17 protein-coding genes and 1 tRNA gene are annotated in these 18,505 nt (G+C 63.8%); 11 read left to right on the top strand and 7 right to left on the bottom strand.

The window, feature by feature from the left end:
* Positions 1-55: 55 nt before the first annotated feature.
* Positions 56-562, bottom strand: coding sequence for a pantetheine-phosphate adenylyltransferase (gene coaD / locus J8Z04_RS03615; RefSeq protein ID WP_373364577.1), 507 nt, complete (start codon positions 560-562; stop codon positions 56-58).
* The gene (gene gyrA / locus J8Z04_RS03610; RefSeq protein ID WP_081562510.1) at positions 555-3,332 is read right to left on the bottom strand and encodes a DNA gyrase subunit A; all 2,778 of its coding nucleotides are present in this window, start codon (positions 3,330-3,332) and stop codon (positions 555-557) included. The genes coaD and gyrA overlap by 8 nt, the downstream gene beginning before the upstream one ends.
* Positions 3,333-3,452: 120 nt before the next feature.
* Here gyrA and J8Z04_RS03605 point away from each other — a divergent pair, with 120 nt between their 5' ends.
* From J8Z04_RS03605 to J8Z04_RS03595, 3 genes are read left to right on the top strand one after another with little or no spacing between them, the layout of a single operon-like run.
* Positions 3,453-4,859, top strand: a complete 1,407-nt coding sequence (locus J8Z04_RS03605; RefSeq protein ID WP_332067166.1) for an anthranilate synthase component I family protein — start codon at positions 3,453-3,455, stop codon at positions 4,857-4,859.
* Positions 4,860-4,862: 3 nt separating this feature from the next.
* Positions 4,863-5,684: an aminotransferase class IV gene (locus tag J8Z04_RS03600; RefSeq protein WP_192848539.1), complete on the top strand. Its 822-nt coding sequence runs from the start codon at positions 4,863-4,865 to the stop codon at positions 5,682-5,684.
* Between the two features lie 52 nt (positions 5,685-5,736).
* Positions 5,737-7,878: a S9 family peptidase gene (locus J8Z04_RS03595; protein WP_197981637.1), complete on the top strand. Its 2,142-nt coding sequence runs from the start codon at positions 5,737-5,739 to the stop codon at positions 7,876-7,878.
* Between the two features lie 65 nt (positions 7,879-7,943).
* On the opposite strand, the gene J8Z04_RS03590 is transcribed toward J8Z04_RS03595, so the two are convergent.
* Positions 7,944-8,405 carry a hypothetical protein gene (locus J8Z04_RS03590; protein ID WP_081562513.1) on the bottom strand — a complete coding sequence of 154 codons (462 nt, stop codon included), beginning with the start codon at positions 8,403-8,405 and terminating at the stop codon, positions 7,944-7,946.
* Positions 8,406-8,590: 185 nt separating this feature from the next.
* Here J8Z04_RS03590 and ykgO point away from each other — a divergent pair, with 185 nt between their 5' ends.
* Both ykgO and J8Z04_RS03580 read left to right on the top strand, forming a co-directional pair.
* A complete protein-coding gene (ykgO, locus tag J8Z04_RS03585) occupies positions 8,591-8,716 on the top strand; it encodes a type B 50S ribosomal protein L36 (RefSeq protein ID WP_043561915.1) in 126 nt (41 codons plus the stop codon).
* Positions 8,717-8,743: 27 nt separating this feature from the next.
* Positions 8,744-9,490 (top strand): tetratricopeptide repeat protein, encoded by a 747-nt coding sequence (locus J8Z04_RS03580; protein WP_192848537.1) that lies wholly within the window; start codon positions 8,744-8,746, stop codon positions 9,488-9,490.
* Between the two features lie 10 nt (positions 9,491-9,500).
* Here J8Z04_RS03580 and J8Z04_RS03575 read toward each other — a convergent pair whose 3' ends face one another.
* A complete protein-coding gene (locus J8Z04_RS03575; protein WP_192848536.1) occupies positions 9,501-11,750 on the bottom strand; it encodes a primosomal protein N' in 2,250 nt (749 codons plus the stop codon).
* A gap of 34 nt (positions 11,751-11,784) precedes the next feature.
* Between J8Z04_RS03575 and J8Z04_RS03570 the strand changes: the two genes are divergently transcribed.
* The 6 genes from J8Z04_RS03570 (at position 11,785) to J8Z04_RS03545 (ending at position 16,078) form a co-directional block, all read left to right on the top strand.
* Positions 11,785-12,789, top strand: coding sequence for a tyrosine recombinase XerC (locus J8Z04_RS03570; protein WP_227656450.1), 1,005 nt, complete (start codon positions 11,785-11,787; stop codon positions 12,787-12,789).
* Between the two features lie 63 nt (positions 12,790-12,852).
* Positions 12,853-13,803, top strand: coding sequence for a retroviral-like aspartic protease family protein (locus J8Z04_RS03565; protein WP_192848535.1), 951 nt, complete (start codon positions 12,853-12,855; stop codon positions 13,801-13,803).
* 121 nt (positions 13,804-13,924) lie between these two features.
* Positions 13,925-14,001, top strand: a tRNA-Asp gene (locus J8Z04_RS03560).
* A 144-nt stretch (positions 14,002-14,145) separates the two neighbouring features.
* On the top strand, positions 14,146-14,787 hold the full coding sequence (queE, locus tag J8Z04_RS03555; protein WP_103765772.1) for a 7-carboxy-7-deazaguanine synthase: 642 nt from the start codon (positions 14,146-14,148) through the stop codon (positions 14,785-14,787).
* A complete protein-coding gene (gene queC / locus J8Z04_RS03550) occupies positions 14,787-15,527 on the top strand; it encodes a 7-cyano-7-deazaguanine synthase QueC (protein WP_232086385.1) in 741 nt (246 codons plus the stop codon). The genes queE and queC overlap by 1 nt, the downstream gene beginning before the upstream one ends.
* A complete protein-coding gene (locus J8Z04_RS03545) occupies positions 15,524-16,078 on the top strand; it encodes a 6-pyruvoyl trahydropterin synthase family protein (protein ID WP_103765739.1) in 555 nt (184 codons plus the stop codon). Before queC ends, J8Z04_RS03545 begins: the two co-directional genes overlap by 4 nt.
* Positions 16,079-16,099: 21 nt before the next feature.
* Here J8Z04_RS03545 and folE read toward each other — a convergent pair whose 3' ends face one another.
* Genes folE through folP form a run of 3 tightly spaced genes read right to left on the bottom strand, consistent with a single transcriptional unit; the run spans position 16,100 to position 18,485 of the window.
* Positions 16,100-16,741 (bottom strand): GTP cyclohydrolase I FolE, encoded by a 642-nt coding sequence (gene folE, locus J8Z04_RS03540; RefSeq protein WP_081847770.1) that lies wholly within the window; start codon positions 16,739-16,741, stop codon positions 16,100-16,102.
* A 17-nt stretch (positions 16,742-16,758) separates the two neighbouring features.
* Positions 16,759-17,628, bottom strand: coding sequence for a 2-amino-4-hydroxy-6-hydroxymethyldihydropteridine diphosphokinase (gene folK, locus J8Z04_RS03535; protein ID WP_081562519.1), 870 nt, complete (start codon positions 17,626-17,628; stop codon positions 16,759-16,761).
* Positions 17,625-18,485 (bottom strand): dihydropteroate synthase, encoded by an 861-nt coding sequence (gene folP / locus J8Z04_RS03530; RefSeq protein WP_232086384.1) that lies wholly within the window; start codon positions 18,483-18,485, stop codon positions 17,625-17,627. The genes folK and folP overlap by 4 nt, the downstream gene beginning before the upstream one ends.
* Positions 18,486-18,505 lie beyond the last annotated feature (20 nt).

Below are 18,505 nucleotides of genomic sequence, written 5' to 3'. Positions count from 1 at the left end.
GTTCCACCGGTCAAGGCAGAAACTGCTGCAAGACCGGCCATGAAATGTCGCCGTCTCATGTCTGTTCTCCTGTCAGTTTTGCCCGCACGAGGCGGGCGGTCATGGGGCTGACAAATGGGGAAATATCCCCCCCAAGACGGGCAATTTCCTTCACGATCCGGCTCGCCGTCGTACGGTGGCTCTCGGATGCCAGAAGAAAAACCGTTTCAATCTCCGGGGCCAGACGCCGCAGCGCACCGGAAAGCTGGGTCTCGAAATCGAAATCCCCGGCAGAACGCAGACCACGGATCACCGTGCCCGCCCCGGCCTGCCTCACGGCATCCACCAGAAGCGTGTCAAACCCGGTGACGGAAATGCGGTCCTTATGCGGCAGGGCGGCCACTTCCTGCTCCAGCAGCTCCCGTCGCTCCTCGAAACCCAGAAGGGGCCCCTTGGCATCATTGATCGCCACACCGACCACGACATGGTCGAACAGGGCCGCCGCCCGGTCGATCACGTCCAGATGACCGAACGTGACCGGGTCGAACGTGCCAGGATAGAAGCCGATGCGCCGGTCAGTCATCCGTCCCACCGGCATCAGCCGCCGGGGCAGCTCCGGTGTCTCCACCGTCCGCCCCATCAGCCTCGGTCTCACCCTCGGCGGTATCGTCCGCATCATCTTCCATCACGGGGAAGACGCTGATGATGCGCTCGTCACCATCCACACGGAAGAGCGTCACACCCCCTGCCTGACGGGACATCACACGCACCTGCTCGACCGGCAGACGGATGAGACGGCCCGTATCCGTCACCATCATCACGTCCGTGCCATCCAGCGTCACGAGCGTACCCACGACCTCACGCCCACGGCGGGCGTTGGAGAAGGTCATGTTGTTGATGCCCTGCCCGCCACGGCCGGAGACACGATAGTCATAGGCAGAGGACCGCCGCCCGAAGCCCGTGTCCGTCACGGTGAGCAGGATCTGCTCCTGCGCCTCAAGCTCGGCATAACGGTCTTCGCTCAGCGGGCTGTCAGCCAGAATCTCCTCAAGCCCTTCCTCATCGGAAGCCAGCTCGCTGCCATCCTCGATCTCTTCCTCCAGCCCCTCATCCCCGGGCTGGGCCGCCAGAACACGGCGATGGGCATTGGCAGCCCGGAGGTAAGCAGCCCGCTCCTCCACGCTGGCCTCGACATGGTTCAGCACGGCAAGGGAAACGACCCGGTCACCATCAGCAAGGCGGATGCCCCGCACACCGGTGCTGCCACGGCCAGCGAAAACACGCAGCACGTCATCCGTGATCTGGAAGCGGATGGCCCGGGCATTACGGGTGGCGAGGAACACGTCCTGCCCCTCCCGGCATGTTGCCACGCCGATCAGCTGGTCATTCTCATCCAGCTTCATGGCGATCAGACCGGAAGAACGGATGTTGCGGAAGTCGCTCAGGCGGTTGCGCCGCACGTTCCCGCTCGCCGTGGCAAAGACGAGATGCAGGTCATCCCACAGCTCCTCATCCTGCGGCAGCGGCAGAACGGCCGTGATGGTATCCTCGCCCAGCTCCGGCAGCAGGTTGACCAGTGCCCGCCCCTTGGCCGTCGGGGCCGCCTCCGGCAGGTGCCAGACCTTCATGCGGTAGGCCTTCCCGCCCGAGGAGAAGAACAGCACCCACTGGTGGGTATGGGCATTGAAGCTGCGGATGACGATGTCATCGCCTCGCCGCCCCGCTGCCGTGCGGCCACGGCCACCACGGTTCTGCGAACGGAACAGCTCCAGCGGCGTCCGCTTGATGAAACCGTCCCGTGTGATGGTCACCACCATCTGTCCCGGCTCGATCAGGCTCTCATCGGACTGGTCACCCAGCGCATCGGAGATTTCCGTGCAGCGTGGGTCAGCCAGAGCAGCACGGGCGGCCTGAAGCTCGTCCCGCATGACCTCCATGCGGCGCACATGGCTGCCAATGATCTCCAGAAGCTCCGTGATGCGGGCACTGACCTCTGCCAGCTCCGCCTGAATCTTCTCACGCTCCAGACCGGTCAGACGCTGGAGGCGCAGCTCCAGAATCCCACGGGCCTGCGCTTCTGTCAGATGGACACGGCCATCGACGATCACATTGCCTTCATCATGGATCAGCTCCAGCAGCGGCTCCACATCGGCGGCAGGCCATGTGCGTGTCATGAGCTGCTCACGGGCCGTAGCGGCATCCGGGGCGGAACGGATGAGGGCGATCACCTCGTCAATGTTGGCCACGGCCAGCACCAGACCGACCAGCAGATGCCCCCGATCCCTCGCCTTGTTCAGGTCGAAACGGGCACGGCGGAGAATCACATCCTCACGGAAGCGGATGAAGGCCTCCAGCACGTCCCGCAGCCCCATGGTGCGGGGGCGGCCTTCATCCAGTGCCAGCATGTTGACGCTGAAGCTCGTCTGAAGCTGGGTGAAACGGTAAAGCTGGTTCAGCACCACTTCCGGCGTGGCGTCACGCTTCAGCTCGATCACCACCCGCATGCCGGAACGGTCACTTTCATCCCGGATGTCGGAAATGCCCTCAATGTCCTTGGAGCGGACGAGATCGGCAATCTTCTCCTGCAGCGTGGCCTTGTTGACCTGATATGGAATCTCCGTCACCACGATGGCGAAGCGGTCCTTGCGGATCTCCTCGATCTCGGCACGGGCACGGACAGGGATGGAGCCACGGCCCGTCTCATAGGCCTGCCGGATGCCCCGACGGCCCATGATGATCCCGCCGGTCGGGAAATCCGGCCCCGGGACGATCTGCATCAGCTCTTCCAGCGTCATGTCCGGGTTGGCGATCAGGGCCAGAACGGCATCGATCACCTCGCCCGGATTGTGGGGCGGGATGTTGGTGGCCATGCCCACCGCAATGCCGGACGCCCCATTGACCAGAAGATTCGGGAAGGCAGCCGGAAGAACCTGCGGCTCCTGCTCGCTCTCGTCATAGTTGGGCTGGAAGGCGACCGTATCCCGGTCAATGTCATCCAGCAGGAAGGAGGCAGATTTGGCCAGCCGGGCCTCGGTGTAGCGCATGGCCGCCGGACTGTCGCCATCGACAGACCCGAAATTGCCCTGCCCATCCACCAGCCGCACACGCATGGACCAAGACTGCGCCATGCGCACCATGGCGTCGTAAATGGAACTGTCACCATGCGGGTGATATTTACCCATCACGTCACCGACCGCACGGGCCGACTTGCGGTAGGGCTTGTCCGCCGTGAAACCACTCTCCCGCATGGCGTACAGGATACGCCGGTGCACGGGCTTGAGGCCGTCACGCACATCTGGCAGCGCACGGGAAACAATCACCGACATCGCATAGGCCAGATAGGAGGAACGCATTTCCTCTTCAATCGTCACCGGGAGGCGGTCGGAAGGCAAAATATCGTGCGGCTCGCTCAAGACAGGTCCACCAGTTTTCTGTAAATGGTCAGTGATCGAGCATAACCCATTCTACCTCAGGTGCCTAGTTCCTCCCCACCCGCCCTGCTGCAACGTGACCTGATACCCCGCCCCTCCCCCATGCCTTTTTCTCCTCCTCTTCCTGCCCCCCACATCACGGAACTGCCATGGTGCCCCCCGGAGCGGCTCTTCCCCCTCTGCCGGGAGGGAGGCGCATCCGTCTTTCTCGATAGCGGCGGCCCGGCAGAACAGGAACGGCATCGCTGGAGCTTCCTCTGTCCCCGTCCGGCCGGACGGCTCACCCTGCCCCTGGCGGAGATGCACCATCTCCCGCAGCATCTGCGGGCCTTTCGGGCCGCCCATGCACCGGCGGGCCGCCCTTCCCCCCATCTGCCGGAACTTCCCTTCACCGGCGGCGTGATCGGCCTGCTCAGCTATGAGGCCGGCATGGCCCGTGAGGGCCTCACCTCCCGCCACGCAACGGACTGCCCCGCCTTCACAGCACTGGCCTGCCGGGACCTGTTCATTTTCGACAGGCGGGAGCAGAGGCTCTGGTGGGCCAGTGCGGACGGCACCCCACCACCGGGCCAGCCCGCCACCACGGCCAGACCGGACCACCCGGGGCCGTCTCTCACTCCCGTGGCCGAACAGGATGCCGCCACGTGGCAGGCTGCCGTCCGGACCGTGCAGGAGTACATTGCGGCCGGAGACATCTTTCAGGCCAACCTGACAATGCGCTGGGTCGCCCCCCGCCCGGAGACGCTCGATCTGCACGCCCTCTACAATCAGCTCCGCACTCGCTGCCCGGCCCCCTTCGGGGCCTGGTTCCACACGCCGGACTTCACGCTGCTCAGTGCCTCGGTCGAACGCTTTCTTTCACTGGACCGTCAGGGACGCATCGAGACACGGCCCATCAAGGGCACCTGCCCCGTCAGTGATGATCCCCAGCAGAATGGCGCCCTGAAAGAGGCCCTCCACAGGGATGAGAAAGAGCTGGCCGAGAACCTGATGATCACCGACCTCATGCGCCACGACATCGGCAGGGTCTGTCAGCTGGGCAGTGTGGATGTTCCGCAGCTTTTTGCCGTGGAACGGTTCGCTCACGTTCACCATCTCGTCTCCAGCGTGACGGGGCAGCTTCAAAGGGACCATGATGCCACCGACCTTCTGGCAGCCACGATTCCCCCCGGTTCCGTCACCGGAGCCCCGAAATACCGGGCCATGCAGATCATTGATGAGGTCGAGTCTTCTGCCAGAGGAGCCTATTGCGGCACGCTTTTCCGGCTGGGCTGGGATGGTGCGCTGGACAGTTCCGTCATCATCCGCAGCATCAGCGCCACAGCCAGCCATTTGCAGGTAGGAGCCGGTGGGGGCATCACCTACCCTTCACATCCAGAGCGGGAATATGAGGAAATGTGCCTCAAGGCCGCTCCCCTGCTGGCCGTCCTGCGTGACCATGGAGCCTGATGCATGGCACCCACACCCTGCCCCTTTCTCTGGCTCAATGACCAGCTGCTCCCGGCGGACAGTCCAGCCATCATGGCACAGGACCGTGGTTTTCTGCTGGGTGATGGGCTTTTTGAAACCATGCAGCTTCGCCACGGGGCTGCCCCCCGGCTGGAAGCCCATCTGGCACGGCTGGAAGATGGCTGCCATACCCTGCGCCTGCCCTTTCCCGGACGGGACACGATCCGGCAGGCCCTGCCCCACCTGATGGCTGCCAACAGCCTGACGGATGGTTCCGCCCGCCTGACCCTCACACGAGGCCCCGGCCCAAGAGGGCTGGCTCCGCCTGTCAGACCACACACCACACTGCTCATCACGACAGCCCCGCCGTCAGAACAGTCCGCCACCCCCGTCCGGCTGCATGTCAGCACGCAGCGACGGGACAGGCAAGCCGTGCTGAACCGGGTGAAGTCCCTCAACGCCCTGCCCGCCATCCTTGCCCGCATGGAAGCACGGGAAAAAGGGGCCGATGATGCCCTCTGGCTCACCCACGAGGGTGAGATTGCCGAAGCCACAGCCGCCAGCTTTCTGGCCCTGCTGGATAGGCAGATCGTCACGCCACCCCTCTCCGCCGGAATCCTGCCCGGAATCTCCCGGGGCCGCCTGCTCTCTGCCGGTCTCTGCACGGAACGCCTCCTGACGGAAGCCGACATTCCCAAGTTCCAGGGGGCCTGGCTCATCACGGCCCTGAGCCTGACCCCGGTCGCCGCCATAGGGACGCAGGCGCTGCCACTTCAGCCGGAACAGACGGGCCGGCTGCGGCATTTTCTTTATGACGCCTCATGACGTCTCCATCTGGACCATTGAATCCCTCCCGATCAACCGCCACATCTCCCCCATGACTGCTGACAAACACACCACTCCCGCCCTGCCCAAGGCCCCCGTGGCCCGGCGCAATCCCGTCGTGCTGGAACAGCTCGGCCGCACCCGTACAGATTCCTACGCATGGATGAAGGACGAAAACTGGCAGAAGGTCCTGCGGGACCCGTCCGTCCTGCGGGATGACATACGCTCCCATCTGAAACAGGAAAACGCCTATACGGAGGCCGTCCTCGCCGGAACGGTGCCGCTTCAGGAAGACCTCTTCAAGGAGATGGTCGGCCGCATTCCTCCGGCAGAAGAGTCCGTGCCGCTGCCTGACGGGCCGTGGCTGTACGGCCTGCGCTTCGAGAAGGACGCCCAGTACCCGCTCCATGTCCGCCGCCCCCGCAAGGCCGGGGCCAGCGAGGCCGACGGACCGGAAGAAATCCTGCTGGACGTGAACGAACTGGCCGCCCGGCACAGCTTCTACAGCCTCGCCCAGGCCGCCCACACAGAGGACCACCGTTATTACGTCTATGCCGAGGACGTGCAGGGGTCGGAAGTCTACCGGATTCAGGTCAAGGACCTTGCCACGGGTGAACTCTGCGCCCCCGCCGTGGAAAGCAGCACGGGCAGCTTCACCCTCTCCCCGGACAGCCAGCATCTCTTCTGGATCTACCGGGACGACAATGGTCGCCCCTCCCGCATCTATCGCCGCCCGCTTCTGGGTGGTGAGGACACGCTCATCTTTGACGAAACCGACCCCGGCTTCTTCCTCAGCATCGGTGTCAGTGCCTCCCGGAAATGGATCGCCATTGAAAGGGGTGACCATGACACGAACGAGACCCTGCTCATCCCCGCCTCAGACCCGACGGCCATGCCCAAAGTCGCTGCACCGCTGGTGCGGGGGGAACGCTACAGCCTGACCCACTGGCAGGACCGCTTCATCGTCCTGACCAACGCAGGCGGGGCCGTGGACTTCAAGCTGATGACGGCCCCGGAAGCCACGCCGGACCGTGCCCACTGGCGGGAGTTCCTGCCCCATGAGGAAGGCCATTTCCTCCTCGGTGTCAGTGCCGGGAAGGACCATCTGGCCTGGCTGGAGCGGCGCAACGGCAATACGGAAATCTTCACCCTCAGCCGTGAGGACGCCGACAGGGGCGACATCCGCCGCCATGCCCGCCATATCAGCATGGACGAACCCGCCTATACGCTCAGCCTGCTGGGCGTGCTGGAATATGACCAGCCCTTCCTGCGCTACATCTACCAGTCCCCCACGACCCCGGCGCACTGGTATGATTATGACATGCGGACAGGGGAGAAAAACCTCCGCAAGATACGGGAGGTTCCCTCGGGCCACGACCCTGCCGCCTATGAGACACGCCGCCTGTTCGCCCGGGCTGATGATGGCGCCATGGTGCCCGTCACCCTCCTGATGAAGAAAGGGACGAAGCTGGATGGGCAGAATCCCATGCTGCTGTACGGCTATGGTTCCTACGGCATCTCCATGGAGGCCAGCTTCTCCACCACCGCCCTCAGCCTCGTGGACCGTGGCGTGATCCATGCCACGGCCCACGTGCGGGGTGGCAGTGAAAAAGGCTGGAACTGGTTCCTTGAAGGGCGGGCAACCAAAAAGACCAACAGCTTCACCGACTTCATCAGCTGTGCCCGGCACCTGATTGCCGAAGGCTACACCGCCCCCCGCCGCATCGTGGCGCATGGGGGCTCGGCAGGCGGGCTGCTGATGGGAGCCGTTGCCAACATGGCACCGGAGCTGTTTGCCGGTATCGCCGCACAGGTACCGTTCGTGGACATGCTGAACACCATGTCGGACGTCTCCCTGCCGCTTACGCCGCCGGAATGGCCGGAATGGGGTAACCCGCTGACGGACCCGGAGGCTTACGACCTCATCGCCAGCTATTCTCCCTATGACAACATCCGCCCCGTCTCCTACCCGGCCATTCTGGCCCTGGGAGGGTTGTCCGACCCACGGGTAACCTACTGGGAGCCTGCCAAATGGATCGCCCGCCTGCGGGAAGAGGCACGGGGGGGGCCCTTCCTCTGCCAGATCAACATGGAGGCAGGGCATGGTGGGTCTTCGGGGCGCTTTGCCCGCCTGAAGGAAGTGGCTCTCGTGCAGGCCTTCGCCCTCTGGAGCCTGAAACAGGCAGAAAACTGACCTCCTGAAAGAAAAGCCCCTGCTCCTTTTACGGAACAGGGGCTTTTTCTGGCGGTCCCGCCCACTTACTGGAGATCGTCGCCCTGATCTTCCGAATCGAGTTCAGAGAGCTGGTTACATATCTTGCCCAGCCGTGCATTCTGCCCGGCAACCCCACCCCCACAGGCCGTGCGGGCATCCCGGCCGCAGCTGGCAATCACGCTCTCCATGTCCGATTCCAGCACATCCCGTAGAAGACCGACATCGAAGCTGCGCTGGGCCGTTTCCTCGTCATCCAGCTGCTTCTGCACCTTGCGCATCTCATCCAGGGTCTTCAGGCACTGGTTGCCCGCCGAATTCGGGCTGACCCGCAGAACAGCAAGGATATTGTTCACCACGACGCCCTTGGCATTCACGGCTGGATCGTCATCATCCGTTCGGGCCGCACCCCCTGCCCAGGCCTGGCTGGCCAGACAGAGGCTCCCCAGGAAAAGAACCGGCACGAGCTTGCGGAAACATGAAGGACGAAAAGATGGAAACTGGCTCATGCCGGGCAGCATAATCTGAAAAGGATCAGGAAGAAATGGGGTTTTGGCCGCCACAACCTTGACTCACCCCCAAAGGACAGGGTATGCGGACGCCAAGTTTCGCGGGCGTCTCAGCCCTGCATTATGAGAGCCGCTGTCCGGAAGGGCAGGCAGGCCTGTCTTTTCTGTCGGGGAGCCTGAACATCATGAAGATCCGTAACAGCCTGAAGTCCGCCAAGGTTCGTGACAAGAACTGCCGTGTCGTGCGCCGTCGCGGTCGCGTGTATGTCATCAACAAGCAGAACCCGCGCATGAAGGCCCGTCAGGGCTGAGCTGACAGACGGATGGGACGGTGCGGCATGTCCACGGCTCCGCTGCGCCGCCCTGTCTTTCATGCTCTGAAGCGTGAAGCCCCCTCGGGGGGGCTGAAGCCTCCCGCTTTTCGGCTGGGGGCTTTTTTTATGGCGACGGCCTGTCTACTCTACAGTGCAGGGCCAGCGGCCATGGCAGCCACCGCTCCGGCCCACAAGCCAGTGCAGGGCCAGCCCCATGCAGCAATACCCGCACCCGACTCCAAAAACAGCCTTCATGTTCCACCGCCCCCAAAGCCGCACAGCCCGAGCCTGAAAGAAAAGCTAGAACAGACCGAGCAGGCCATTGCCAGCGAACAGGATGACCAGAAGGCCCACAGCCTGATGAAAAAGGCTGACACGCTGCGCCTCTACAGTGTCAAGAACAGTGGCCGCATCCTGCTCAGCGAGGCACAGGCTGAACTCAAACAGGGCCATACAGGTGACGCTGAAAAAGACCTCTCTGCGGCTCTGACCCTCCAGCCCGACAACGCCTTCCTCCGCCGCCAGCGGGCTGCCGTCCGCTTTCTCGGCAATGATCTGACAGGAGCCGTGCAGGACCTTCAGGTGGCGCTGGTGCATGACCCTGGCGATGCCCAGAGCTGGGACATTCTGGCCCACACGCAGGAACATCTCCATCATCCCCATCAGGCCCTCCATGCCTATACCGAGGCCCTGACACACGCCCCCCTGCTCCCGGACGGACAGAAACGCTACCGGCAGCTGGAACAGCAGGCCAACGGCATCCCGGACTGACCTTTCCCGGTTACATGAAAGACACCGGGTCCACGTCCACGTCGATGCGGGCATCATTCTTGCGGGGCGCACCGTCCAGCCACCGCCTCAGCAGGGGCTGAAGGGCGATGTCCCGCCGGGTCCGCAGGAGAAGACGGTACCGGTAGCGGTCCCGCAACAGGGCCAGAGGGGCCGGAGCCGGCCCCAGAACCTGAATCCCCTCCCCCCGTGGGGCGTGCATGGCCAGCAGGCGGGCCAGCTCCTCCGCCTGCCGCTCCTTCGGCGCACTGACGATCACAGCAGCAAGACGCCCGTAAGGAGGCCAGAATCCCGGACGACGCTGGGCGGCCTCCTGCTCCATGAAGCTGATGAAGTCATTGGCCAGCAGGGCCTTCATCACCGGGTGATCGCCCGCATAACTTTGCAGCATCACCTGCCCCGGCTTCGTGCCACGCCCTGCACGCCCCGCCACCTGATGAAGCAACTGCATGGTCCGTTCCGCCGCCCGCAAGTCACCCCCACCCAGCCCGAGGTCCGCATCCACCACCCCGACCAGCGTCAGGTCCGGGAAGTGCCAGCCCTTGGCCACGACCTGCGTGCCAATGATGAGGTCCACCTCCCTGCTGGCGATTTTCCGCACGGCTTCTTCCATGGCCGTGGGCGAGGTCAGCGTGTCGGAGACCATGCTCAGCAGCCGTGCATCCGGGAAGCGGGCCTGTGCCTCCTCATGAATGCGCTCCACCCCCGGGCCGATCGGCACGAGACTGTCCTGCGCCCCGCAGGATGGACAGGCACTGACAAGTGGCTGGGTGTATTCACAGTGATGACAGGCCAGAATCCGGCGGCGCCTGTGCTCCACCATCCACGCCGAACAATGAGGACATTGCAGGCGGTGCCCACAGGCACGGCACAACGTCATCGGTGCATAGCCACGCCGGTTCAGAAACAGCATGCTCTGCTCCCCGGCCTTCATCCGCTCTTCAATGCTCTCACAGAGCAGAGGGGATAGAAACTGCCCCCGCTCCGGGCCATGCTCCTTCATGTCGATCAGGGTGATCTCCGGCATCTGGGCCGTTCCATGCCGGGCCTCCAGCACCTCATGACGGAAGCGCCCCTTCTGCACATTGACGAGCGTCTCCATGGACGGTGTGGCGGAGACGAGAATGACCGCCCCCTGCACCAGCCTCGCCCGCACGATGGCCATGTCCCGCCCGTGATAGAGAACGCCTTCTTCCTGCTTGTAGGTGTTCTCGTGTTCCTCATCGACCACCACAAGCCCGAGACGGGCAAAAGGCAGGAACAGGGCAGAGCGTGCCCCCACGACAACCTGCTGCCGCCCCTCGGCAATGGCGCACCATGTCTCCCGCCGTGTCTTCTGCCCCAGCTCGGAATGCCAGACGGCAGGCCGGATGCCGAAGCGCCGTTCAAAACGGTCCGTCCACTGGGCCGTCAGGACGATCTCCGGCAGCAGCACCAGTACCTGCCTGCCCTGCCTCAGGCACGCTGCCACAGCCTCGAAATAGACCTCCGTCTTGCCGGACCCCGTCACCCCCTCCAGCAGCGTGACATTGAAGGTCCGCTCCTCCACGCCGGCCACCAGGGCCTCCGCCGCCTCGGCCTGCTCTGCGGAAAGGGTCGGCGGGGCATGGTCCGGGTCCGCCTGTCCGGCAGGGGATGGTACCTCCATGAGGCACTCTTCCAGCACCCCTGCATTGGCCAGACCCCGGATCACCGCCGCACTGGCCCCGCTCTGCGCCGCCAGCATCGCCGTGGTGCCGGGACCACCCTGTTCCAGAGCCTCCAGAACGGCCCTGCGGGCCGGGGTCAGACGCAGCGTGTCCGGCAGGGGGCCGGGTTTCCGCATCCAGCCCATGAGGGGTTTCATGCTGCCCGCCTGCGCCGGAACCCGCAGGGCAATGGCCAGCACCATGCCCGGCGCACTCAGGCCATAGGCCGCCACCCAGTCGATGAACTGGCGGAGATCATCCGGGAGGGGCGGTACATGTTCCAGCACGGCCGAGATGGGACGCAGTTTTGCAAAAGCGAACGTTTTCCCTCTGGAGACCGGACGGAAATCGACAGGAAGATGGGCTGGCTCGCCGTCCCACACACAACCTGTCAGCTCCTGCCGCCCCAGCGGCACACGCACCAGCGTTCCCGGTACCAGAAGCCTGTCGGACCGATAATCCAGCGGGCCATCGAAGGGACGGGGCACCAGAACGGAAAGACGATGACCGGCTTCCATTCTCCTGCTATGGGGAGGGAGGCTGTTTTCTGCCATGTCTTCATCCTAACCTCTCCGGCAGGGAAATACCATGCGCCTTCCATTTGGAAGCCCCCCCTCCAGCGCCATGACCATTCATACGGCCCATGAGGCCCTCACGGCCTGGCAGGACTGGCTGACCCATGAGAAAAGAGCCAGCAAGGCCACACGGACAGCCTATCTGCACGATGTCTCCCTCGCTCTCGGTTTCTTCAGCCGCCACTTTGGTGGGGACCTGCCGCTGGAAGCGCTGGACAAGCTGACACTGGCTGATTTCCGCTCATGGCTGGCCCATGAAACGAACCGGGCCGAAAAGATGGCCCGCCTCCATCCCGGCAGCCGTCACACGCCAGATGGCCACGCCCGCAGCCGGGCCCGCCGCATCTCCGCTCTGCGGGCCTTTTACCGCTATCTGGAAAAAGAACACCGCATCACCAATCCGGCCCTCACCCTCCTGCGCAGCCCCCGGCTGAAAACCCGCCTCCCCCGCCCTCTAACGCCGGAAACCGCACGCACGGCCCCGGACGGTATTGCCGACCAGACAGCCGATGGCCATTTTGCCCTGCGGGATGCCGCCCTGTTCACCCTGCTATATGGCACGGGCCTGCGCATCAGCGAGGGACTGTCCCTCAATGTCGGTGACGTGGAGCGGATCAGCGATGACATTCTGTTTGTCACAGGCAAGGGAGGGAAGGAAAGAGCCGTGCCTGTCCTGCCCGCCGTCCGGGATGCTCTGGGACGCTGGCTGGCCGTCCATCCCTCACCCCATGCCAGTGCACCGCTTTTCTGCGGCGTACGGGGTGGACGCCTCAATCCGGGTGTGGCCCAACGGGCCATGCGGCAATGGCGCCTCATGGAAGGACTGCCCGATTCTGCCACCCCCCACGCCCTGCGCCATGCCTTCGCCTCCCACCTGCTCCAGAATGGAGCAGACCTGCGGGCGATTCAGGAGCTTCTCGGCCATGCCAGCCTGTCCAGCACACAGATATACACGCTGGCAGACGAACATCACCTCATGGAGGTCTGGCAGAAGGCCCATCCCCGGGCCGACCGTTGACAGCTCCTTCCTGATCCAGACTGACCTTTCATTGCCGACCTCTTCGGACAGACCCATCATCCCATGACGACGCACACTTCCCGTTTCCTCCCTTTCCTCACCAGCATCATTCTGGCATTTGGCAGTTCCTTCATGGCGTCTTCTGCGGCTCTGGCCTCCAGCCCCGAACCGGCCTGCCGCCAGACCCACATCACCACGCTGCCCCTCAAGGAAACAGGCTATTACCTGACGACCGTGGCGCAGATTCATGGCCACTCCCTCTCCATGATCGTGGATACAGGGTCCGAGGGCAGCCTGCTGACACCAGATGCCATCACCCACCTGCATCTCACCCCCAATGAGGAAGATGCCACCATCATCTCCGGGCCGGACGGACGGGGGCATGTAGTGCCGACCATCCAGCTGGCGACCATCACGCTTGGACAGCTCACCTATCACCATCCTGTCCTGCCTTTGGGCACCCTGCCGGGATTCCCCGCCATACAGCCCCCCGTGCTGGGGCTGATCGGCATGGACCTGCTCGGCCATTATGATCTGGACCTCGACCTGCCCCATCACCGGCTCAGCCTGTGGGACATCCATACCGGGTCCCTCCTCTGCCGCCAGCCGCCTTTCTGGTCCACACCGGGGCAGCGGCTTGTCGCCCAACGCATCCGCAACCGGTTCTTCATCCCCTTCACGCTGGATGGTCAGAAAGGGCTGGCGCTGATCGACAGCGGGGCCCGCTCCCACATCATCAGCCGGGACTTCGTCCACAGGCTCGGCATCACGAAAGAGCAGCTGGACCGGGACCCCGGCGGGACCAGCGCAGGCATTGGCGACAGGGAACACCGCTATCACTGGCACCGTTTCAACCGCCTCACCCTTGGCGGGCAGACCCAGCTGCACCCGGTCCTCACCGTCACTTCCCTGCATGAACAGGCCGACATGCTCCTCGGAGCCGACTGGCTGATCCATCATCAGCTCTGGCTCTCGGCAGGGCCGGAGGGGGCCGTTTTCATACACGCCCCCTGAAATGGAATTTTCATGAAGAAAAACGTAAAAAAGTGATATTTCTCTATTGCCAACAACACCGTATCCCGCTAGATAGACGCCATCCCAAGGGAACGACGCTTTTCCAGAAAAGCTGAAGACTGCGGGTGTAGCTCAGTTGGTTAGAGCGCCGGCCTGTCACGCCGGAGGTCGCGGGTTCGAGCCCCGTCACTCGCGCCACTCTTTTTTAAAAGGGTGGCGTTTTTTATTCCCTTCTCTCCCCCTTGATATCATGATCCGCCTTCTGCTGCGGAAAGATCGTTTCGGCCCTTTCAGGCAAGAAAATCCTTGCATCCTGAACGCAGCTGCCCGACATCTCTGCCCATGCCTTATATCGTCAAGGAACTATTCGCCACATTGCAGGGTGAGGGTGCCCATTCCGGGCGTGCGGCCATATTCTGCCGGTTCACCGGCTGCAATCTCTGGTCCGGCCGGGAAGAGGACCGCCACAAGGCCCAGTGCACCTTCTGCGACACGGACTTCATCGGGACGGACGGCCCCGGCGGAGGCCGCTTTGCCACGGCTGAAGCTCTGGCCGCTGCGCTGGATGACTGCTGGCAGGCCCACACCGCGGACGTGACCCGGCGTTATGTCGTCTTCACCGGTGGGGAGCCCCTGCTCCAGCTTGATGCAGCCCTGATCGCCGCCACAAGGGCCCGTGGTTTCACCATCGCCGTGGAAACCAATGGCAGTCTTCCTGCCCCTGAAGGAATCGACTGGGTCTGCGTCAGCCCCAAACCCGGCCAGCCGCTGAAACAGACACATGGCCATGAGCTGAAGCTCGTCTATCCACAGGACACCCTGACGCCGGAACAGTTTGCGGCGTGCGACTTCCAGCATTTCTGGCTACAACCCATGGATGGACCAGACCGCCCTGCCAATACGGAAAAAGCCGTGCGCTACTGCCAGACCCACCCGCAATGGCGGCTGAGCCTGCAAACCCACAAACTGATCGGAATCCCCTGATGACGATACCCGCTTCCCCCTCCGCCAGCCATCAGGCCGCCCGGAACCGCCGTGCGCTCGTCCTCTTCTCCGGTGGGCAGGATTCCGCCACCTGCCTGGCCTGGGCCCTGCATCATTTCGACCATGTGGAGACGGTCGGCTTCGCCTACGGGCAGCGTCACGCCGTGGAGCTGGAGTGCCGCACCACCCTGCGGCAGAGCATCAGTGCCCAGAATCCCGCATGGGCAGAAAAGCTGGGAGAGGATCACACGATCGACCTGGCCAGCCTCGGCGCCCTCTCTGATACCGCCCTGACACGGGATGCCGAGATCAGCATGGGGGAGAACGGGCTGCCCAACACCTTCGTGCCGGGCCGGAACCTGATCTTCCTGACCTTCGCCGCTGCCCTCGCCTTCCGCCGCAGCATCCGCCACATCATCACCGGTGTGTGCGAGACGGACTATTCCGGCTATCCCGACTGCCGGGATGACACCATCAAGGCCCTTCAGGTTGCCCTCAATCTGGGCATGGAGCAGCGTTTCGTCCTCCACACGCCGCTCATGTGGATCAACAAGGCACAGACATGGCGGCTCTGCCACGATCTGGGCGGAGCTGACCTGACAGAAACCATCCGCCATGAGAGCCATTCCTGCTATAAGGGAGACCGCACCCATGAGCATGCATGGGGATTCGGCTGTGGAGACTGCCCCGCCTGTGCCCTGCGTGCCGAAGGGTGGCGGCAGTATCAGGAGGGGGCATGAGCGACATCACCCGGACAGAACTGGTTTTCACACGACGTTTCTGCATGGGACACCGGCTCATCTCAGGCAGCAGCGAGCGTTGTGCCATCCCGCACGGGCATAACGAATATGTCACCGTCACGCTGGTGCCCGGCCCCAACGCTCCGCAGGACCGGCGGCTGGATGGGCACGGCAACATGCTGCTGCCCTTTGCCGAGGCCAAGGGCCGCTGGCACCGCTTCATCGACGAACGGATGGACCACAGTTTCCAGCTTTCCGAGTCTGACCCGCTTCTGGGCTGGTTTGCCGAGCATGAACCCCAGCGGCTGGACCGCCTTGTCGTCACGCCCGGCGACCCGACGACGGAACTGCTCGCCGCCCTGCTGATGAGCAAACTTCAGGCGTTCCTGACCGCCCAGGGCGGGCTGCTGTCCCCCGCCTCGCTCGAGATCAAGGAGACGCCCACCAACACGGTGCGCCTGCATGGCGACCCGTCCCTCTATCTCCCGCTGGTGGACCGCCCGGCAGACCGATGCTGGTGGCACCGGGCCGACGATACCACACGGGACTGATACCACCCCCGCAAAGCGGTCTCAGTCCCGCATCAGGGCCATGACTTCCTGCCGGGCCTGAGCATCATCGGCCCAGAGACCGTAAGAACCTGTCGTCACGGTCGTGGCACCGGGGCTGCGGACCCCCCGCAGGCTCATGCACATATGCTCGGCTTCCACCACGACCAGAACGGCTTTCGGCTCCAGCACCTCAACCATCGCCTGCACGATCTGGTCTGTCAGACGTTCCTGAAGCTGCGGGCGGCGGGCATAGCCTTCCACGACACGGGCCAGCTTGCTCAGCCCCGTCAGGCGGCCACCTTCCGGCAGATAGGCCACATGGGCACGCCCCAGAACCGGCAGGAGATGATGCTCGCAGGTGGACTGGAAGCGTATGTCCTTCACCAGCACCATGCCGCCATGCTGGTCGGCACTGAACTGCTTTTTCAGGTGGTCCCGCGGGTCCTCATACAGGCCGGAGAAAATCTCCAGATACATCTTGGCCACACGGTCCGGCGTATCCCGCAACCCTTCACGGGAGGGGTCTTCCCCTATGGCCAGCAGAAGCTCCCGCACGCCTCCGGCAATGCGGCTGATGGCGTCCTCCGGCCGGGTGATCGCTCCGGCGGCACCCTCCGGTGTCGGGGCCTGTTTCCCCGGAATCCCTGTCTCATTGGCTGACATTCAGCATCCCCCAAAGTTCATCCACCCTGCCCCGGCCTGCGCCGTGTGACATCCCCAGCTACACGATCCAACCCTGCTAACGCTTCCTTCACGGAACGTCCAGCGATCTCAAGCTCCGGCTCCAGCTCGGCAAGGGGTTCCAGCACGAAGGCACGGTCAAAAAGATGACGATGGGGAAGTGTCAGAAGAGGATGGCACACAGTGCCATCCCCATGAAAAAGCAGGTCCACATCCACCGCCCGCTCGCCCCAGCGTCGCCCGGGCACACGGCCCAGCGACCGCTCGATCTCCTTGCAGAGACCCAGAACGGCCTGCGGGGGCAGGACCGTCCGCCCCAGGGCGGCGATATTCACGAAGGGAGGCTGATCTTCCACACCCCACGGAGCACTGTCGTAAAAAGAGGAAACCGCCTCTATCTCCAGCCCCGGCTGATGGCCCAGAGCCTCCACGGCAGCCCGCAGCACGGCCTCCCGCTCGCCCAGATTGGCCCCGAGCGAAAAACCGACCCGGTATTCCCGCTGCTGCGTCACCGTGACGGATACATCCTCCACCGCATGGGGCACAGGGGCTGAAGGCTTGCGCACCGTGACGGACACATCCTGCACGGCGGGGCAGTCCGCCAGCACGGCAGTGCCTATCCGCCCGGCCAGAGTTTCGATCAGCTTGCAGGGACCAGCCTGAAAGACCCGCTCGGCACTCTGGCAGAGCTGCCCGTAACAGACGGCCTGTGTATAATCATCCCCCGCAATCGCTACCGACAGGTCAGCCCGAACCTCCAGCGACACATAGAAACGCTGACCGAGACGGGTTTCTTCCTCATGTACGCCATGATGCCCGAACAGGCAGAGATCATGCACCCGCACATGGGTCAGGGACGGAATGATCACTCGACATCTCCCTTCACCATTCCATTCACGGCCAGCAGGGCGGTCATGTCCAGCACGTCCCTGTGTGCCTGCACGTCATGCACCCGCACCATGCAGGCCCCCTGCGTCGCCCCGTAAAGATTGACCGCCAGCGTCGCTGGCAGACGGTCATGCACTTCCCGCCCCAGCAGCCTGCCGAACATGGATTTGCGGGACACACCCAGCAGCACGGGCAGGCCGTAATAGGCCTCCAGCCGCCGCATGTTCTGCACAGCCCAGAGATTCTGCATCACCGTCTTGCCGAACCCGACGCCGGGGTCCAGAAGGATGGTCTCACGGGCGATGCCTGCCCGGTCGGCCAGCTTCAGGGACCTGTCAAAGAAACGCCGCCAGTCATCCCAGAGATCAACGCTGGCATCAACCACCTCACGATTGTGCATGATGGCCACCACGGCACCGGCGGAGGCCACGACGGAAGCCATGTCCGGGTCGGCCTGCAACCCCCACACGTCATTGACCATCTGCACGCCAGCCACCAGGGCCTTCCGGGCCACGGAGGCCTTCGTGGTATCGACGGACAGGACCGCCCCCTCCCGGGCCAGAGGCGTCAGGACCGGTTCCAGACGCCGCCATTCCTCTTCCGCATCCACGGGCGTGAAACCCGGCCTCGTGGATTCCGCACCGACATCCAGCAGGTCCGCCCCCTCGGCCAGAAGGGCATGGGCCTGCTTCAGGGCGGCCTCCGGCGTAAAGAACTGCCCGCCATCCGAGAAGGAATCCGGCGTGACATTGACGATCCCCATCAGCAGGGGCTGCCTCCATGAAGGGGAAGGACGTGCTGCCAGCCAGGCGGCCATCTGCTCCGCAAGGGTCATCATCTCAGCCTTTCACCAGCAGG

Source organism: Bombella apis (assembly GCF_018221685.1).
GTDB classification, from domain to species: domain Bacteria; phylum Pseudomonadota; class Alphaproteobacteria; order Acetobacterales; family Acetobacteraceae; genus Bombella; species Bombella apis.
This window is presented reverse-complemented; position numbering and strand designations above follow the sequence as displayed.